General features: G+C 73.1%; 16 protein-coding genes. 9 read left to right on the top strand and 7 right to left on the bottom strand.

All coding sequences use genetic code 11. The annotated features are described in order from the left end of the window. Positions 1-31 precede the first annotated feature (31 nt). Positions 32-2215: a 3-hydroxyacyl-CoA dehydrogenase NAD-binding domain-containing protein gene (locus ACRWND_RS24070; protein ID WP_431952791.1), complete on the top strand. Its 2184-nt coding sequence runs from the start codon at positions 32-34 to the stop codon at positions 2213-2215. A 424-nt stretch (positions 2216-2639) separates the two neighbouring features. After that, positions 2640-3857 (top strand): PP2C family protein-serine/threonine phosphatase, encoded by a 1218-nt coding sequence (locus ACRWND_RS24065; RefSeq protein WP_431952789.1) that lies wholly within the window; start codon positions 2640-2642, stop codon positions 3855-3857. Between the two features lie 282 nt (positions 3858-4139). Here the strand turns inward: ACRWND_RS24065 and ACRWND_RS24060 are convergent, their stop codons facing one another. Next, positions 4140-4973 (bottom strand): DUF1206 domain-containing protein, encoded by an 834-nt coding sequence (locus ACRWND_RS24060; RefSeq protein ID WP_431952787.1) that lies wholly within the window; start codon positions 4971-4973, stop codon positions 4140-4142. A gap of 186 nt (positions 4974-5159) precedes the next feature. Between ACRWND_RS24060 and ACRWND_RS24055 the strand changes: the two genes are divergently transcribed. Together ACRWND_RS24055 and ACRWND_RS24050 are read left to right on the top strand one after the other, a co-directional pair. Beyond that, a complete protein-coding gene (locus tag ACRWND_RS24055; protein WP_431952785.1) occupies positions 5160-5423 on the top strand; it encodes a GlsB/YeaQ/YmgE family stress response membrane protein in 264 nt (87 codons plus the stop codon). A 167-nt stretch (positions 5424-5590) separates the two neighbouring features. Continuing rightward, the gene (locus tag ACRWND_RS24050) at positions 5591-6094 is read left to right on the top strand and encodes a DUF6328 family protein (RefSeq protein WP_431952783.1); all 504 of its coding nucleotides are present in this window, start codon (positions 5591-5593) and stop codon (positions 6092-6094) included. 93 nt (positions 6095-6187) lie between these two features. Here ACRWND_RS24050 and ACRWND_RS24045 read toward each other — a convergent pair whose 3' ends face one another. The 3 genes from ACRWND_RS24045 to ACRWND_RS24035 form a co-directional block, all read right to left on the bottom strand. Next, positions 6188-6928, bottom strand: a complete 741-nt coding sequence (locus tag ACRWND_RS24045; RefSeq protein ID WP_431952781.1) for a hypothetical protein — start codon at positions 6926-6928, stop codon at positions 6188-6190. Next, positions 6925-7563, bottom strand: a complete 639-nt coding sequence (locus ACRWND_RS24040; RefSeq protein WP_431952779.1) for a hypothetical protein — start codon at positions 7561-7563, stop codon at positions 6925-6927. The genes ACRWND_RS24045 and ACRWND_RS24040 overlap by 4 nt, the downstream gene beginning before the upstream one ends. Positions 7564-7689: 126 nt before the next feature. Continuing rightward, positions 7690-8097, bottom strand: a complete 408-nt coding sequence (locus ACRWND_RS24035) for an ATP-binding protein (RefSeq protein ID WP_431952777.1) — start codon at positions 8095-8097, stop codon at positions 7690-7692. Between the two features lie 195 nt (positions 8098-8292). Between ACRWND_RS24035 and ACRWND_RS24030 the strand changes: the two genes are divergently transcribed. The 4 genes from ACRWND_RS24030 to ACRWND_RS24015 all read left to right on the top strand — a co-directional run bounded on the left by ACRWND_RS24030 (position 8293) and on the right by ACRWND_RS24015 (position 11592). Next, positions 8293-9162 carry a SigB/SigF/SigG family RNA polymerase sigma factor gene (locus ACRWND_RS24030; RefSeq protein ID WP_431952775.1) on the top strand — a complete coding sequence of 290 codons (870 nt, stop codon included), beginning with the start codon at positions 8293-8295 and terminating at the stop codon, positions 9160-9162. Positions 9163-9288: 126 nt separating this feature from the next. Further along, positions 9289-10482, top strand: a complete 1194-nt coding sequence (locus ACRWND_RS24025; RefSeq protein ID WP_431952773.1) for a low temperature requirement protein A — start codon at positions 9289-9291, stop codon at positions 10480-10482. Between the two features lie 105 nt (positions 10483-10587). Further along, positions 10588-11040, top strand: coding sequence for a hypothetical protein (locus tag ACRWND_RS24020; protein ID WP_431952771.1), 453 nt, complete (start codon positions 10588-10590; stop codon positions 11038-11040). A gap of 225 nt (positions 11041-11265) precedes the next feature. Beyond that, entirely contained in the window at positions 11266-11592 is a 327-nt protein-coding gene (locus ACRWND_RS24015) for a YkvA family protein (RefSeq protein WP_431952770.1), read from the top strand. A gap of 24 nt (positions 11593-11616) precedes the next feature. Here the strand turns inward: ACRWND_RS24015 and ACRWND_RS24010 are convergent, their stop codons facing one another. The 3 genes from ACRWND_RS24010 to ACRWND_RS24000 all read right to left on the bottom strand — a co-directional run bounded on the left by ACRWND_RS24010 (position 11617) and on the right by ACRWND_RS24000 (position 15218). Then, on the bottom strand, positions 11617-13074 hold the full coding sequence (locus ACRWND_RS24010) for an ATP-binding protein (RefSeq protein ID WP_431952768.1): 1458 nt from the start codon (positions 13072-13074) through the stop codon (positions 11617-11619). Further along, complete coding sequence (locus ACRWND_RS24005; RefSeq protein ID WP_431952766.1) at positions 13071-14729, bottom strand: FAD-dependent oxidoreductase; 1659 nt, start codon at positions 14727-14729, stop codon at positions 13071-13073. The genes ACRWND_RS24010 and ACRWND_RS24005 overlap by 4 nt, the downstream gene beginning before the upstream one ends. Positions 14730-14861: 132 nt before the next feature. Next, complete coding sequence (locus tag ACRWND_RS24000; RefSeq protein ID WP_431952764.1) at positions 14862-15218, bottom strand: DUF427 domain-containing protein; 357 nt, start codon at positions 15216-15218, stop codon at positions 14862-14864. Positions 15219-15379: 161 nt separating this feature from the next. Between ACRWND_RS24000 and ACRWND_RS23995 the strand changes: the two genes are divergently transcribed. Further along, positions 15380-15833: helix-turn-helix domain-containing protein (locus ACRWND_RS23995; RefSeq protein WP_431952762.1), on the top strand; the 454-nt coding region annotated here is incomplete at its 3' end.

Genomic DNA, 15833 nt, shown 5'->3' with positions numbered 1-15833 from the left:
TCCCGCTTCATCCCGCTACGGAGCCGCCGACATGACCGCTGCGCCCACGAACACCGCCATCCGCTGGGAACAGGACGAGACCGGGGTCGTCACCCTCGTCCTGGACGACCCGGACCAGTCCGCGAACACCATGAACCAGGCATTCAGGCAGTCCCTGGGGGACGTCGCCGACCGTCTGGAGGCGGAACGCGACGCGGTCCGCGGCGTCATCGTCACCTCCGCCAAGAAGACCTTCTTCGCCGGCGGCGACCTCAAGGACATGATCAAGGCGGGTCCCGGGGACGCTCAGAGGATCTTCGAGGCCGGCATGAGGATGAAGCGCGACCTGCGCCGTATCGAGACCCTCGGCAGGCCCGTCGTCGCCGCGATCAACGGCGCGGCCCTGGGCGGCGGTTACGAGATCGCGCTGGCCTGCCACCACCGCGTCGCGCTCGACGCGCCCGGCTCGAGGATCGGCCTGCCCGAGGCCACCTTCGGACTGCTCCCCGGCGGCGGCGGGGTCGTCCGGACGGTGCGGCTGCTCGGCATCACCGACGCGCTGCTGAAGGTGCTGCTGCAGGGCACCCGCTACGACCCGCGGCGCGCGCTGGAGAACGGGCTGGTCGACGAGGTGGCCTCCGACCGCGACGACATGCTCGCCAAGGCCCGCGCCTTCATCGACGCCCACCCCGACGCCGCGCAGCCCTGGGACACCAAGGGCTACCTCATCCCCGGCGGCACCCCGAGCACCCCCGCGTTCGCCGCCGACCTGCCGGCCTTCCCGGCCACCCTGCGCAAGCAGCTCGCCGGCGCCCCCTACCCGGCGCAGCGCAACATCCTGGCCGCGGCCGTGGAGAGCGCCCAGGTCGACATCGACACCGCCTTCGCCGTCGAGTCCCGCTACTTCACCGAGCTGGTGACCGGCCCGATCGCCAAGAACATGATCCAGGCCTTCTTCTTCGACATGCAGGCCGTCAATTCCGGCGCCAGCCGCCCCAAGGGCCTCCCGGCCCGCACCGTCGCCAAGGTGGCAGTGCTCGGCGCCGGCATGATGGGTGCGGGCATCGCCTACGCGTGCGCCAGGGCGGGCATCGAGGTCGTCCTGAAGGACGTCACGGCCGAGGCCGCCGAGCGCGGCAAGGCGTACTCCGCCAAACTCCTCGACAGGGCCCTGGCCAAGGGCCGCACCTCTCAGGAGAAGCGGGACGAGCTGCTCGCCCGGATCAGTCCCACGGCCGACCCGCAGGCCGTGGCGGGCTGCGACGCCGTCATCGAGGCGGTCTTCGAGGACCCGGCCCTCAAGCACAAGGTCTTCCAGGAGATCGAGGGCGTCGTCGCCCCCGACGCCCTGCTCTGCTCCAACACCTCCACCCTGCCCATCACCCTTCTGGCGGAGGGCGTGCAGCGACGCGAGGCCTTCGTCGGGCTGCACTTCTTCTCGCCGGTCGACAGGATGCCGCTGGTCGAGGTCGTCAGGGGCGCCCGCACCGGCGACGAGGCGATCGCCCGCGCCTTCGACCTGGTCCGGCAGATCCGCAAGACACCGATCGTCGTCAACGACGCGCGCGGCTTCTTCACCTCGCGGGTCATCGGGCACTTCATCAACGAGGGCGTCGCCATGGTCGGTGAGGGCGTCGACCCCGCCACCGTGGAGCAGGCGGCCGCCCAGGCCGGATACCCGGCCAAGGTGCTCGCCCTGATGGACGAGCTGACGCCCACCCTGCCCCGCAGGATCCGCGCGGAGTCGCGGCGCGCGGTGGAGGAGGCGGGCGGCACCTGGCGTCCGCACCCCGCGGACGCCGTCATCGACCGCATGGTCGAGGAGTTCGGCCGTACCGGACGCAGTGGCGGCGCCGGCTTCTACGACTACGCGGACGGCGGGCGGGCCGGCCTGTGGCCCGGACTGCGCGAGCACTTCACCAGGCCGGAGGCGGCGGCGGTGCCCTTCGAGGACCTCAAGGAGCGCATGCTCTTCGCCGAGGCCCTGGACGCCGTCCGCTGTCTGGAAGAGAACGTCGTCACCTCCGTCGCCGACGCCAACATCGGTTCGCTCCTGGGCATCGGCTTCCCCGCGTGGACGGGCGGGGTCCTGCAGTACGTCAACGGGTACCCGGGCGGCCCGGCCGGCTTCCTCGCCCGCGCCGAGGAACTGCGGGCCGCCTACGGCGAGCGCTTCGCGGCGCCGGAGCTGCTGGTGCGCAAGGCCGAACTTGGCGAGACCTTCACCGACGGCTGACGGGTGCCCACGCGCGGGGGCGGCCCGCCGCCATGGGGATCGGCCGTGCCGCCCGGAGGGACGGCGGCGCCCCGGCCCGCACCCCGGCCGTGCCGCCCGCCGTCTCCGACCCCGCCGCGACCCCGGTCGCCGAGCCCGGCGGCGCCCGCACTCGGGGGCCGCGGACCGGCCGCGCGCCCCGGCCGCGCGACCCGGCCGATCCGCCCAGCGGACCTCTCCCCGCCGTCGCGGCACATCAGTTGAAGTACCGTCAGCGGGCATGAGTGCGGGTCACTCCCGGACCTCCTGGTGATCGCCGCCTTCGACTACTGTTGCCGGACGGCGGTGACCGGACTGCCGGCACTGTCCCAAGGGCGCCGGCCAATGTGCCGTTCACGCACGATCCCGTGCCCCAGACCGGGGCGCCCCGGGGTGGGGAGACGATGTGGAAGGCAACACACTGACGCCCCCCGAGGGCGTCATCCCCAGACAGGGTGACGGCCGGCACAACCGGCTCTCCGTCCTCCTTGTCGAGGACGACGCGGGGGACGCGCTGCTCGTCGAGGAACTGGTCGCCGACAGCGGGGTGGCGGTCGAACTACGCTGGGTGCGCACACTCGCCGAGGCCGGCGCCCAGCTGGCCGCGCGCCCCGCCGACTGCGTCCTGCTGGACCTGCACCTGCCCGACGGGCAGGGCCTCGACGCCCTCGGCCGCGCCCTGGCGCTCACCGACCGCGCCGCCGTCGTCGTGCTCACCGGCCTCGCCGAGGAGCCGACCGGCCTGGCAGCGCTCTCCGCGGGAGCCCAGGACTACCTGGTCAAGGGCCGCGTGGAAGGCGAACTCCTCGGCCGTGCGCTGCGCTACGCGGTCCAGCGCAAGCAGACCGAACGCGCGGCCGTCGCCTTGCGGGCCAGTCAGATGCGTGCCCAGGAGAACGCACGTCTGGAGCGCGGGCTGCTCCCGTCGCCCATGCTGCGCACCAACGACGTCACCGTCACGCCGCGTTACCGTCCCGGTCGGCCCGACTCCCTGCTCGGAGGCGACTTCTACGACGTCGTGGAGACCGCAGAGGGCGTGGTCCACACCCTTGTGGGGGATGTGTCGGGGCACGGGCCCGACGAAGCCGCGCTCGGCGTCGGACTGCGCATAGCCTGGCGCACCCTGGTGCTGACCGGGGTTGAGGGCGCCCGCCAACTCGCGCTGCTGGAGCAGGTGCTGGTGGCCGAACGCGCCGCCCCCGAGATCTTCGCCACCGCCGTCGTTCTCACCCTCGCCCCCGACCGCCGGAGCGCCCGGGTATGGCGGGCGGGCCACCACGGACTGCTCATCCTGACCCCGGAGGGCGCCGTGGAATACGCCGAGCCGCCCCGCGGGCCCGCCATGGGCGTGGCGCCCGGCACGGGGGAGTGGCCCGAGGGCCGGCTGGAACTCCGCCCCGGCCAGTCCCTGACGCTGTTCACGGACGGCCTGTTCGAGGGCCGGACGGACGAGGGCCGGCTCGGCGAGGAGGGCCTGCTGGCCCTGGCCAGGCAGTACGCCGCGCTGCCCGCCCCGGAGTTCGTCGACACCCTGATCGCGCGCGCCGAGGCCCTGGCCGCGGGCCACGGTGGCCTGGACGACGACCTGGCCGTGGTCCACCTCGCCTGGAGCGGCCCGCAGTGACCGCCGCCCGTGTGCGGCGGGTGCCCGTGAGGGTGCTGGAACCCCCGGAGCGCTGAACCGGCGCCGCCGGGTGCGGCATGTCGGGACGCCGAACGCTGCCGGCCGGTGGCCCCCCGGGACCCGCCGACGCGCGGCATCCCGCGGCGACCCGGCCGCCCGCGCCGTGCGGCCCCTATCGGTCGCCCAAGAGCCGGTGCAGACGTGGCAGCATGGGGACGTACCTGCGGTGCGGCGTCGGACGGGCGTCCGGGATGTACCGGATGCGCCCCCGCTCGCCGCCGCTCAGACCCGTCGCCAGCGCGCCATCGCCCAGGAGAACACCCCGAACAGCGCCAGGCCGGCCGCGATCGACGCCAGCAGCCATGGCCCGGCAGGGGCGTCGCGGAAGGTACGGAGTGTGTCGTCCAGCCCCTTGGCCCGGTCGGGGTCGAAGCGGACCGCCGCGACGACGACGAAGCAGCCGGCGGCGGTGAACACCACCCCCCGGCTCGCGCCTCCGGCGACCCCGAGGAAGTCGACCGCCTTCCGGACGCGCGGTGACATCGCGCCGGTCCGCAGGTGCTTGCGGAAGCGGCGCAGCAGCGCCCGTACGGCGATCCACACCCCGGCTCCGGCGAGGGCCAGGCCGGCCGCTCCCACCAGCCAGCGGCCCATGGGCCAGTGCAGGACGCGCGCGGTGACGTCCTTGGAGGCCGCGTCGCTCGAACCGCCGCCGGAGGAGCCGTCCACCGCGAAGGCCGCCACGGAGTACGTCACGAAGGCGTAGAACACCGCCCGGGCCGCGGACATGAGCCGCTTGCCCGCCGTGTGCCCGTCCGGCCCCGCCGCGCCGAAGGCGGCCTCCGACAGCCGCCACAACGTCATCCCGGCGAACCCCGCGGCAAGGGCCCAGACCAGGAACCCGCCGAAGGGCTGCGCCGCGAGCCGGGCCACCGCGCCGCCGCGGTCCGCCTGTTCCGATGAGCCGTCGAAGGCGACCCGCAGCGCCAGCACCCCCAGCAGCGCGTAGACGACCCCGCGGGCCGCGAGACCCGCCCGTGCCCCGGCGCGGATCGCCTTCCTCCCCTGCGTCCCGGGCCGAAACGCGCCCGCACCCGCCGTCGTGTCCACTCGCATCCTCCATGCCCCCGACTGCCTCCGATGCACCGGTTGCCCCGTCGCGGCCGGAACACACCCAGGCGGTACGGCGGCCCACAGGTCCTCCGGCGCGCCGGTGCGCTGCGTGGAGTGCCCGGCGGGGGGTATCCGCGTGGTGCGAACACACTTCCGGTCTGAGCCGGACGAGACGGGGTTGAGGTGGAGATGGAGATCTCGAGCATCATCAGTGCCATCGTGATCGGTCTGATCGTCGGTGTGCTGGGGCGTCTGCTCGTGCCGGGGCGGCAGTCGATCGGGGTGCTGTGGACGATCGTCGTCGGCATCGTGGCGGCCCTCCTCGGCAGCGCGATCGCCCAGGGGCTCGGCGTCGCCGACACGGCCGGCGTCGACTGGATCGAGTGGCTGATACAGATCGGCCTCGCGGCCGTCGGAGTGAGCCTGCTGTCGCGCGGCAGGGCGCGGCGGTGAGCACCGCGGTCCGGCCGTCCCGTGCGGCGGCGGCCGGACCGCTCACAGGACGGCGACCAGCCCGGTCGCCGTCCTTGTCGTGACGCCCCAGCCGCGCCGCAGGGCGTGGCCGGGACGCTGATGGTAAGTCAGCTGTGAGGAGCCAGACCGACCTGTGAGAGGGTGCCATGTCCAGTGACGGCGCGGGAAGACGGACCGGCCCGGGAGACGGGCGCGACGAGACCGAGGACGAGCGCGCCGACCGGAAGTGGAGCGAGCTGATCCAGGAGGTGCGGGTTGCCCAGACGGGTGTGCAGATCCTCTTCGGCTTCCTGCTGACCGTCGTGTTCACCCCGCGCTACGAGGATCTCGGGACGACCGACCACACGATCTACATCGTCACGGTCGTCCTCGGCGCCTGTGCGACGGGGGCGCTCATCGGCCCCGTCTCCTTCCACCGCATCGTCTCCGGCCGCCGCATCAAGCCGCAGGCCGTGCGCTGGGCCTCCCGGCTCACCCTCGTCGGGCTCGTGCTGCTGCTGCTGACGATGGCCTCGGCCCTGCTGCTGGTGCTGCGCGCCGCGACCCACGACGACTATGTGCCCTGGCTCGTCGTCGGCGTTCTCTGCTGGTACGTGGTCTGCTGGTACGGGCTGCCGTACTGGGCCCGGTTCCGCCATCGGGGCGACTGACCCGCGAGCCGGAACGGTCGGCAGACCGGCGGTGGCCGGGAAACCCCGGGTTTCCCGGCCACCGCCGGTATTGCCGTGCGCGCGGTGCGGTCCTCAGAACCGCAGGACCCGGTCGACGAGGTCGCGATAGCTCTGCAGGGTCAGGCGCATCTTCTCGGTGTCGTCCCCCTCGTGGCCGTCCCGGCCCCCTTCGCGCCCGCCGTCCCGCCGGCCCGAGCGCAGTGCGTCGCGCCGGCTGCGCAGTTCGCCGCACAGCCGCTCGGTGGCCTCGCCGAGGAGCTCGTCGGCCTCCTCGACGGCCTGGCGCGGATCGTCGACGAAGCCGCCGACCGCGTGCCGCAGCCGCTGCCGCAGCGTGTCCACCGCACCGTCCGGGTGCGGCGGAGCGGTGGGGGCGGGTACCGGCGACTCCCGCGTGGCACCCGGGGCGGTCTCGGGTCGTTCGGGGACCTGAGGCCTTTCCTCCCTCACGGCCGGTGCGGAGTCGCCGGCCTTCCCCTCCGCCGCGGACGGTGTCCGCTTTCCGTCCCCCTTCTTCGGCGCGGGCCTCCCGACGGCTGCCTGGTCCTTCGCCTCGGTGGCGTGTGGTGCGTCCTCGGGCCGGTGCCGACCGGCGGGGCGGCGCGCGGCGGGCGGCCCGCCTCTCTCCGCCGCGGTCCCCGTCCCCCTCCGCGGTTCGCGGGCGGCGGCGTCGGTGGTGGACGTCGGCCCGCCGTGGGCCGCCGAGCGCTCGTCGCGTCCGCTGAGGACGGTCTCCTCGGCCTCGGCGCTGCCTGCCGTCGTGTCCTTCCCGGCCGTCGCGCCGGCTTCGCGGTGCTCGTGTGCGGGGTTCATCGGCTGCTCCGGGACGGCATGCGGAAGCGGTGGGAGTCGTCGCGGCCGGGGTCTCGGCCACCCGCACCGCCCTCGCGCGCGGTGCTCAGGGACTTCTCGTCCTCCGCGACGAGGTCGTCGAACAGCGCCCGGGCTCCCAGCAGCCGCGCGCGCAGTTCCTCGGTGCCCGCCGGGGCGCGATCGCCGTCGCTCCCGGGATCCGAGACCGCGCGCAGGTCACGGTAGGCCTGAAGGCGCCGCGGGTGGTGGACCGACAGGGCGTCGATCTGCTCGCCCGAGGCGTGCTCCGGAAAGCCCCGGTCGTGCGCCAACCGGTCCAGCAGCCGCGATGCGTCCCGCACCGCCTCGATGGGGGAGTCGACGAACCGTTCCTGCAGCGCCGCCCAGGCGACGCGGTACTCCTCGGCCTGCCCTCGGCTCAGCGGCGTGGGGTTCAGTCCGCCGTACCGGTCGACGCGCTCTCGCAACTCCCGGTGTGCCGCCTCGTTGTCGCCGTCATGACGGGCGACCGCGCGTTCGTACTCCGGTCCGAAACGGCGCCTGAGCCGTCTCGTGCCGCCCTGCCGCGTCGTGACGACCGCGGCGAGGGCGACCAGGACGACGACGACCGCGCCGATGATGATGCCCGTGGTCATGGTGTGCCTCCCGGGGGCCGATCCGGCCCCGACGTTCGATCCGACCGTGGTGCGGGTCCTCGCGCACCCAAGAGGCTTGTTGCCGCGATCCGTTCGCCCACACGTACGGCGGTGAGGCCCGGAAGCTCAGCGCGGCAGACGGACGCGGACGATTTTGCCACCCGTGCGGAGCGGCGTCACGCGGATGTCCCGGGCGATCCGGCGCACCAGGTGCAGGCCGTAGCCGCCGGGCAGGAAGCCGGCGGAGGGCTGGGTCGGGACAGGCAGCCGGTCGTTGTGATCCTGGACGCAGACGTGGATCGCGTCCGGGGACGCCACCACCTCGAGGGCCGCCAGCCCGCCGCCGTGGCGGAAGGCGTTGGTGACCAGTTCGGAGACGACCAGCAGGCAGTCCTCCACCCGATCAGGATCGACACCCGTGAGCCGGGCGCGCGCGAAGTCGCGCGCCCCGCCGACGGTGGTGGGCGGCGACAGGTCCGCAGTGGCAGGCCGCACGGCTCCCACGCCCTCCGTGTCCGGCTCGATGCTGTACACGCACGATCACCCCGTTGGCATCATCGGTCCCATCCTGGGTGTGCCCCCACTGGCCGGTCATACGCTGCCCCGGGACGATCCACGGTCCCCGGATGACAAAAGAGGAATGCTTCGCGCAGGAGGGGGTATCCGCACCGGCAACGCAAGGAAAGCCATACCCGAAGGTGCAGAGGTACTGAGGTGCGAGGAGGAGCCGTGATCGCCCACGTGAGCGGGACGAGCGCCGATGTGGACACTCCCGGTGCGGACGTGCTGCCGCAGATCACCGACCCGAGCAGCGTGGCTCCCACGAGCGCACGCCGCCTGTCGAAGCTTTTCCTCGAGCGCCTGACGGTGCTCGAGGAGGGCACCGAGGAGTACCAGTACGCCCGCAACACCCTCATCGAGATGAACATGTCCCTCGTCCGGTTCGCGGCCAGGCGCTTCCGGGACCGCAGCGACGAGATGGAGGACATCGTCCAGGTCGGGACGATCGGGCTGATCAAGGCCATCGACCGGTTCGACCTCTCGCGCGAGGTCGAGTTCACCACCTTCGCGGTGCCGTACATCGTCGGTGAGATCAAGCGGTTCTTCCGCGACACGACCTGGGCGGTGCACGTGCCGCGCCGCCTCCAGGAGCGCCGGGTGGAACTGGCCCGTGCCCGGGACGAGCTGTCCTCACGCCTGGGCCGCGCTGCGAAGGTGAGCGAGCTCGCGGCGCTCATGGACATCTCCGAGGCCGAGGTCGTCGAGGCCCAGGTGGCGTCCAACGGCTACACCGCTTCCTCGCTGGACGCGGCCTTGAGCGGCGACGACGGCGACGAAGGGGAGACGGTGCTCGCCGACTTCATCGGCGCGGTCGACCCCGCCATGGAGCTCGTCGAGGATCTCGGCTCCCTCGCACCGCTCGTGGTGCAGCTCGACGAGCGCGAGCGGAAGCTGCTCCACCTGCGCTACGTGGAGGAGCTGACGCAGGCTCAGATCGGTGAGATCATGGGGTGCACGCAGATGCACGTCTCGCGACTGCTCTCGCGCACCCTGGCCCGGCTGCGCGCCGGGCTGCTCCAGGGCGACTGCGCCGGCTGACCCGTCGTCCCGCCGCGGTCGCCGCCCGCGCCGCGTCGGCCGTCCCCCGTTCACGTCCCCCTGCTCACGTGCCCGCGCCCGGTCCTGTCAGGGCGCGGGCACGGGCGCGCCGCCTACTATGCGCGGATGACCGATCACGCCCCCGCCCCGTCGGGCCGCCGCTTCCGTCCGCTGATCCGGATGACGGCCCGCGACCCGCACGAGCCGCACCGGGTCGCCACGCCGCTGGAGCTGCTCTTCGACCTCTGCTTCGTGGTGGCGGTCGCCCAGGCCGGGGTACGGCTGGTGCACGCGGTCGCCGAGGGCCACCCCGGCCACGGCATCCTCGGCTACTGCCTGGTGTTCTTCGCGATCTGGCTGGCGTGGATGAACTTCACCTGGTTCGCCTCGGCCTTCGACACCGACGACGTGCCCTACCGCATCGCCACCTTCGTCCAGATCACCGGCGTCCTGGTCCTGGCGGCCGGTGTCCCCCGCGCCTTCGACGCGAACGACTTCTCGATCGCCGTGGCCGGCTACATCATCATGCGCGTCGCACTCGCCTTCCAGTGGTTGCGCGCGGCACGCAACGCGGCGGGGGCGGCGCGGACCACGGCCCTGCGCTACGCCACCGGCCTGATCGCCGTCCAGGTGGGCTGGGTCGTCCTGCTGCTCCTGCCCGGAGGCGCGTGGAACTGGGGCTTCCTGGTCCTGGCCGCCGCAGAGCTGGCGGTGCCGGCCTGCGCCGAGCGGTCGCAGCGCACCTCCTGGCACCCGCACCACATCTCCGAACGCTACGGCCTGTTCACCATCATCGTGCTCGGCGAGTCGGTGGCCGCCGCGACCGTGGCCGTGCAGTCCGCCGTCGACGAGTTCTCGGCGCTCGGCGAGTTGCTGCCCGTCGCGGTCGGGGGACTGCTGATCGTCTTCTCCGCCTACTGGATCTACTTCGCCGTCCCCATCCACCAGCACCTCACCAGCAGCACGCGGGCGTTCCTGTGGGGCTACGGGCACTACCTCGTCTTCGGTTCCGCCGCGGCCATCGGCGCGGGGCTCGAAGTGGTGGTCGAGCAGGCCGTGCACAAGGCGCACATCTCGCAGGAGGCCGCCGCGGCCGCCGTCACGCTGCCGACCGCGCTCTTCCTGCTGACGGTCTGGCTGATCCACTCCCGCAGCGCCAAGCGCGGCTTCGCCGAGCATGTGGTGCTGCCCGCCGGCGCGCTGGCGGTGTTGGCGAGCACCTTCTGCGGGGGAGCGGCGGTGCCGTTGGGGGGCGTCGCCACGGCGGCGGCGGTCGCCGTGGGCGAGGTGCTCCAGGCGCGGCGCCGGCCGGCTGCGTGAGCCCGGCGCGCGCACCCGCTGCCCCGCGTGCGCAACGTCTGCCCGGAGCCGTCAGGAGATGTCCACGGCAACCGCAAACGATCTTCACCGGGTTAGACTCCGCGGGTGTCCGAACTCCGCACCCTGGTCCTCGGATTCCGGCAGGCGATCGTCGACTGCCCCGACCCGGGCCTGGTCTCCCTGGAGCGCTTCCCGTACGGCTCCTGCGGGGACGCCTCCATCCTTCTCGGCCAGTACCTCTACGAGAACGGACAGGGGGTGTGGAGGTACGTCAGCGGCTGGGAGAACCGGGCCTGTCACGCGTGGATCGAGAAGAACGGCCTGCGCGTCGACATCACCGCCGACCAGTTCGACGGGGTCCGCACTCCCGTGATCATCGCCTCGGGCGGCGGCTGGCACGACCGCTTCACGGTCGACCCCACCGCTTCCCACGGCGCCCTGATCGACGTCCGCGAGGACTTCGCCCGGCGTGAGCTGCGCGGCGCCTACCGCCGGCTGTCCGCCTTCGTCCGGCGGCCGGGCCCGCGAGCGGAAGGCGTGCCGGCGGCCGGCGTGTGACGGCGGGTCATCAGCGCGCCGGGCCGCAGGCGGCTTCCCGCCTGTCGTGCCCGGTACGACCCGGGCCCCGGCGCCCGCAGCACCGCCCCAGGCCGGGCGGGAGTCGACGTGTGCCCCGCAGGCCCGCGGCCGCGCGCAGGGGCGGGGGCATGCCTCGTCCCCGTCCCGGGTCGGATACCGTTTCCCGACACACCGGCCGGGTAGACCGCGACGAGGGAGACTGACATGGACCTGGGAGACTGGTCGACCGTGGCCCTCGTGATCGCCGCCGTGGCGGTCGCGGCGATGCTCGGCGTGGCCGTGGTGCTCGTGGTGAAGATGGCGCGCATCCGCTCGCTGCTGCGCAGCGCGGACGTCCCGCGTTCGGGCAAGCTGGCGTTCTGGGCCGCGCTGGTCTATCTGGTCTGCCCCGTGGACCTGCTGCCCGACCCCGTCCTCATCGACGACATCGGTGTGCTGCTGCTGGCCCTGCGCTCGCTGAAGGGCGCGGCCGAACAGCTCCCCGTCCGCCGTGAGCGCGCCGGAGCACCCCCCAAGAGCCCGGTGGCCTGATCCCCTCGCGCCCCGGCGCCGGGCTCAGCGCGGCGTCCGGACCTCCCCAGGGGGCGTCGCGGGCTGGGCGACCGGCAGGCAGACGATGAAGCGCGTGTCGCCGGGGCTCGACTCGACCCGGATGTCGCCGTGGTGCTTGTTGACCACGATGCGGTACGAGATGTCGAGGCCCAGCCCGGTCCCCTCGCCCACCGGCTTGGTGGTGAAGAACGGCTCGAAGATCCGCGGACGGATCTCCGGCGGCACGCCGGGACCGGTGTCGCCGACCTCCACCAGCAACCGGTCGGCGCCGTCCCAGGAGGTCCGCAGCGTCAGGGTGCCCGAACCCCCCATGGCGTCCAGGGCGTTGACGACGAGGTTGGTCCACACCTGGTTGAGTTCGGCGCCGTAGGCCTGGATCTGCGGCAGACCGCGGTCGTACTCCTTGACGACCCGCACCCCGCCGGGGATCTTCGCGTGCAGCATGGTGAGCGTCGCGTCGAGCAGCGCGTGCACGTCCACCGTCTGCTGCGGGGCCCGGTCGAGCTGCGAGTACTGCTTCGCGGCCCCCACCAGTCCGGAGATCCGGGTGACGGCGTCGTCGATCTCGCCCATGAGCAGTTCGCTGTCGAGGGTGTACGTGAGCCAGCGCACCGCGGCCTCCAGCCGCTCCTCGCCGACCGTGTCGACCACGGAGTCCAGCCACTCGGTGTCCACGCCTCCCGCGACGAGTGTCGAGGACAGTTCCCAGGAGCCGTTCACGCCGTGCTCCTCGAGCCAGTCCGTCAGCTCGTCCTCGGCGTCGGACGCTTCCAGTGCCGACCGCTCGGGCGCCGACGCCATGCGCTTGATCGCGGTGTCCTGCAGCTCGACCAGTCCGTGCAGCTGCCGGGTGTCGAGCCGGCCGTCCGCGATCATCGCCAGCTTGTGGCGCATGCCGGCCACCCGGTCGCGCAGCGCCGAGGTGGCACGCACGGCGGCGGCGGCCGGGTTGTTGAGCTCGTGGGTGAGCCCGGCGGACAGCGAGCCCAGCGCCAGCAGCCGCTCGCGCTCCCCGATGATGGTGTTCTGCTTGCGGTAGCCGAAGAACAGCCCCTCCAGCAGGTGCACCGCCATCGGGAACCACTGCCGCATCGCCTTGGCGAACTCGTCGGCCGGGATGACGAAGAAGGCGCAGTCGGTCACCGCCCGCAAGGAGTTGGGGTAGGTCTGCTCCACCCGGTCCCCGACGTAGGCCTGTGTCGCCCCGGCGTAGACCCCCCGCTTGTCGGTGCGGTTCACCTCGATCACGTCGCCGTGGACGATCCGGCCCAGCGACACCGTACCGCTCAGCAGCACATAGAAGCAGGTCGCCGGATCGCCCTCGGCGTAGACGGGGCTGCCCGCCGGGACCCGCTCCACCCGGCCCGTCTCTCCCAGCCAGTCCAGTTGCTTCTCGCCGAGCGACTCGAAGAGGAAGAGGGTCCGCAACTGCTCCGGCGACAGCCGGTCCGTCGTGGTCACTGCGCCTCCAGGTAACGGTGCACCAGGGACACGGCCATCGCGCCCTCGCCGACCGCGGATGCCACCCGCTTGACCGACTCCGCCCGCACGTCGCCGGCGGCGAAGACGCCCGGCACGCTGGCCTCCAGGTGGTACGGGTCGCGGGGGAGCGGCCAGCCCGCGGGCCGCTTGCCGCCGGCCATCAGATCGGGACCGGTGAGGACGAATCCGCGCCGGTCCCGGGCCACCACTCCCTCCAGCCAGTCCGTGCGGGGCTCGGCGCCGATGAAGACGAACAGGAACGAGGCGTCCACGGTGCTGACGTCGCCGCTCTTCGCGTCGCGGAGCAGCAACTGCTCCAGGTGGCTGCCGCCCTTGCCGCCGACGACCTCGGTGCAGGGGTGGATCTGGATGGTGTCGACGGCCGCGATCTGGTCGATCAGGTATTGCGACATCGAGCGGTGCAGGTCCGCGCCGCGGATCAGCAGGTGCACCCGGCACGCGGTGCGGGAGAAGTAGACGGCGGCCTGTCCCGCCGAGTTGGCCCCGCCGACGATGTAGACCTCCTGACCCGCGCAGTTCATGGCCTCGGTCATGGCGGAGCCGTAGAAGACCCCGGCGCCGGTGAACTCCGCCAGCCCCGGCGCTTCCAGCCGCCGGTAGGCGACCCCGGTCGCCAGCACGACGGTGTGCGCGGCGATCGACGTGCCGTCGCCGAAGGACAGCACGCGTCCGCTGCCCGCGGCCTCCAGCGCGACCACCTCACGCGTGCTGAGGATCTCCGCCCCGAACTTCGTCGCCTGGCGGCGGGCCCGGTCGGTCAGCTGGGCGCCGGAGACGCCGTCCGGGAAGCCGAGGTAGTTCTCGATGCGGCTGCTCTGCCCCGCCTGACCGCCGGTCGCCCGGCGCTCCACCAGCACCGTGCGCAGGCCTTCGGACGCGCCGTACACCGCCGCGCCCAGTCCCGCGGGGCCGCCGCCGACCACCACCAGGTCGTAGAAGTCGGAGGCCGGTACCGTGCTCAGCCCCACGTGGGCGGCGAGCTCGGCCTCCGTGGGCCGCACCAGCGTGGTCCCGTCGGCGGTCACGACCAGCGGGACGTCGGCGGACGTCAGCCCTGCCGCGGTCAGCAACTGCTCCGCCTCGGGCTCCTCCGCGGGCACCCAGCGGTACGGCACCAGGTTGCGGGTGAGGAAGTCACGGACCTTGAAGGAGGGTGCCGACCAGCGGTGGCCGACCACGCGGGTCTCCGACGCCGTCGGATCGGGCGTGGCCAGCCACGCCTCCAGGAGGTTGTCGATCACCGGATACAGGTTCTCCTCCGGCGGACTCCACGGCTTCAGAAGGTAGTGGTCGAGGTCGATGATGTTGATCGCGTCGATCGCCGCACTGGTGTCGGCGTAGGCCGTGAGCAGCACACGGCGGGCGAGCGGGAAGAGGTCCATCGCCGCCTCGAGGAACTCCACCCCGTTCATCTTCGGCATGCGGTAGTCGGCGAGCATCACCGCGAGTTGCTCCCCGCGCAGCTTGATCTCCCGCAGCGCGCCGAGGGCCTCGTCCCCCGAGGTGGCCCGCACCACCCGGTAGCGGTCACCGTACCTGCGGCGAATGTCGCGGGCGACGGCTCGGGAGACTGCGGGATCGTCGTCGACGGTCAGAATCGTCGGATTCGCCATGTGACCATCATTGCTCCCCGGCGGCCGTCGTGCGAGGAAACCGAACGGTCGTGCTGCCTGTGCGGCGCGGAGCCCCGCCCCACGGGTCCCGAGGAGCCGGCGGACGGTGCGCCGGCGCGCACCGTCCCCGCATCAGGCGTCGGAGACCGCGACCTCGGCCACGGTGTCGTAGAAGCAGAGGTGGCCGGTGATCTTTGGCACCGACGAGAGCGGTTCCTCGTAGGCCCAGGCGACGTCCTCGTGGCCGCCGTACGACCAGTAGGAGGCGACACCCTTGTACGGGCAGGTGGTGCGGGTGTCGCTGCCGCGGAAGAGCGCGAGGTCCACGTCCTGCGGCGGGATGTAGTAGCGCACCGGCAGTCCGGTCTCGTGGACGAGTACCGGCCGCCGGGTCTCGGCCACGACCTTGCCGTCGATCGTGACGGTCACGTGCTCCGTGCCGGGCACCGCGTCGACACGGTGCCCGCGACGGCTGTCCGTGGGGGGCATGGGCACTCCCTTCCTCGGGTCCGACCCGTCCCTCGTACAACGGCGGCGGTGCCCGCGGGCATTCCCCGCCGCGGCCGGTTCCCCCGCATGCGTGCATCTGCGTGACTCCGGCGGCGGTCCCCCGTTGGGCCTTCAAGATCACAGCGAAGGAGGACCGCCCGATGAGCACCCGCCGTCACCAGAAGGGCCGCAAGCACCGCACGGTCAATCGCACGCCGAGGCCCGTCGCCCCCGTCCGCGCCGACACCGCCGCCGCACCGACCCCGGCGGAACCGGCGACCGCGCCCGGCCCTGCGGCCCCCTCGCCCACCGCGGTCGCCGCATCCGTCCCCGGCCCGGCCGCGCCCCCTGTCACGACGTCTTCCGCCGTGCCGTCCCCGACGGCGGTCGCGGCGCCCGCCGTGCCGCATCCCGCCGCGCCCCGCCCCGAGGAGTCCGGTATCGCGCGCACGGCACTGAAGACCCTCCAGCAGCTCCGCGCGGCCGGCAGCGACGGGACGACCATCGACGCCCTGAGTGCCACGGTCGGCTACCAGCCGGCCACCATCGCACGGCACATCGACAGCCTCGCCGCCCACCACCTGGTCCACCAGCGGGACGGCCGGTGGTATGCCG

It is taken from the genome of Actinacidiphila sp. bgisy167 (genome assembly GCF_965342175.1).
Taxonomy (GTDB): domain Bacteria; phylum Actinomycetota; class Actinomycetes; order Streptomycetales; family Streptomycetaceae; genus Actinacidiphila.
This window is presented reverse-complemented; position numbering and strand designations above follow the sequence as displayed.

Coding starts and splice junctions, on each gene's coding strand:
- ACRWND_RS24055 (WP_431952785.1), top strand. CDS start 5,160: ATGGAGATCTCGAGCATCATCAGTGCCATCGTGATCGGTCTGATCGTC.
- ACRWND_RS24000 (WP_431952764.1), bottom strand. CDS start 15,218: ATGCCCCCCACGGACAGCCGTCGCGGGCACCGTGTCGACGCGGTGCCC.
- ACRWND_RS24005 (WP_431952766.1), bottom strand. CDS start 14,729: ATGGCGAATCCGACGATTCTGACCGTCGACGACGATCCCGCAGTCTCC.
- ACRWND_RS24045 (WP_431952781.1), bottom strand. CDS start 6,928: ATGAACCCCGCACACGAGCACCGCGAAGCCGGCGCGACGGCCGGGAAG.
- ACRWND_RS24040 (WP_431952779.1), bottom strand. CDS start 7,563: ATGACCACGGGCATCATCATCGGCGCGGTCGTCGTCGTCCTGGTCGCC.
- ACRWND_RS24060 (WP_431952787.1), bottom strand. CDS start 4,973: ATGCGAGTGGACACGACGGCGGGTGCGGGCGCGTTTCGGCCCGGGACG.
- ACRWND_RS24025 (WP_431952773.1), top strand. CDS start 9,289: ATGACCGATCACGCCCCCGCCCCGTCGGGCCGCCGCTTCCGTCCGCTG.
- ACRWND_RS24050 (WP_431952783.1), top strand. CDS start 5,591: ATGTCCAGTGACGGCGCGGGAAGACGGACCGGCCCGGGAGACGGGCGC.
- ACRWND_RS24070 (WP_431952791.1), top strand. CDS start 32: ATGACCGCTGCGCCCACGAACACCGCCATCCGCTGGGAACAGGACGAG.
- ACRWND_RS24015 (WP_431952770.1), top strand. CDS start 11,266: ATGGACCTGGGAGACTGGTCGACCGTGGCCCTCGTGATCGCCGCCGTG.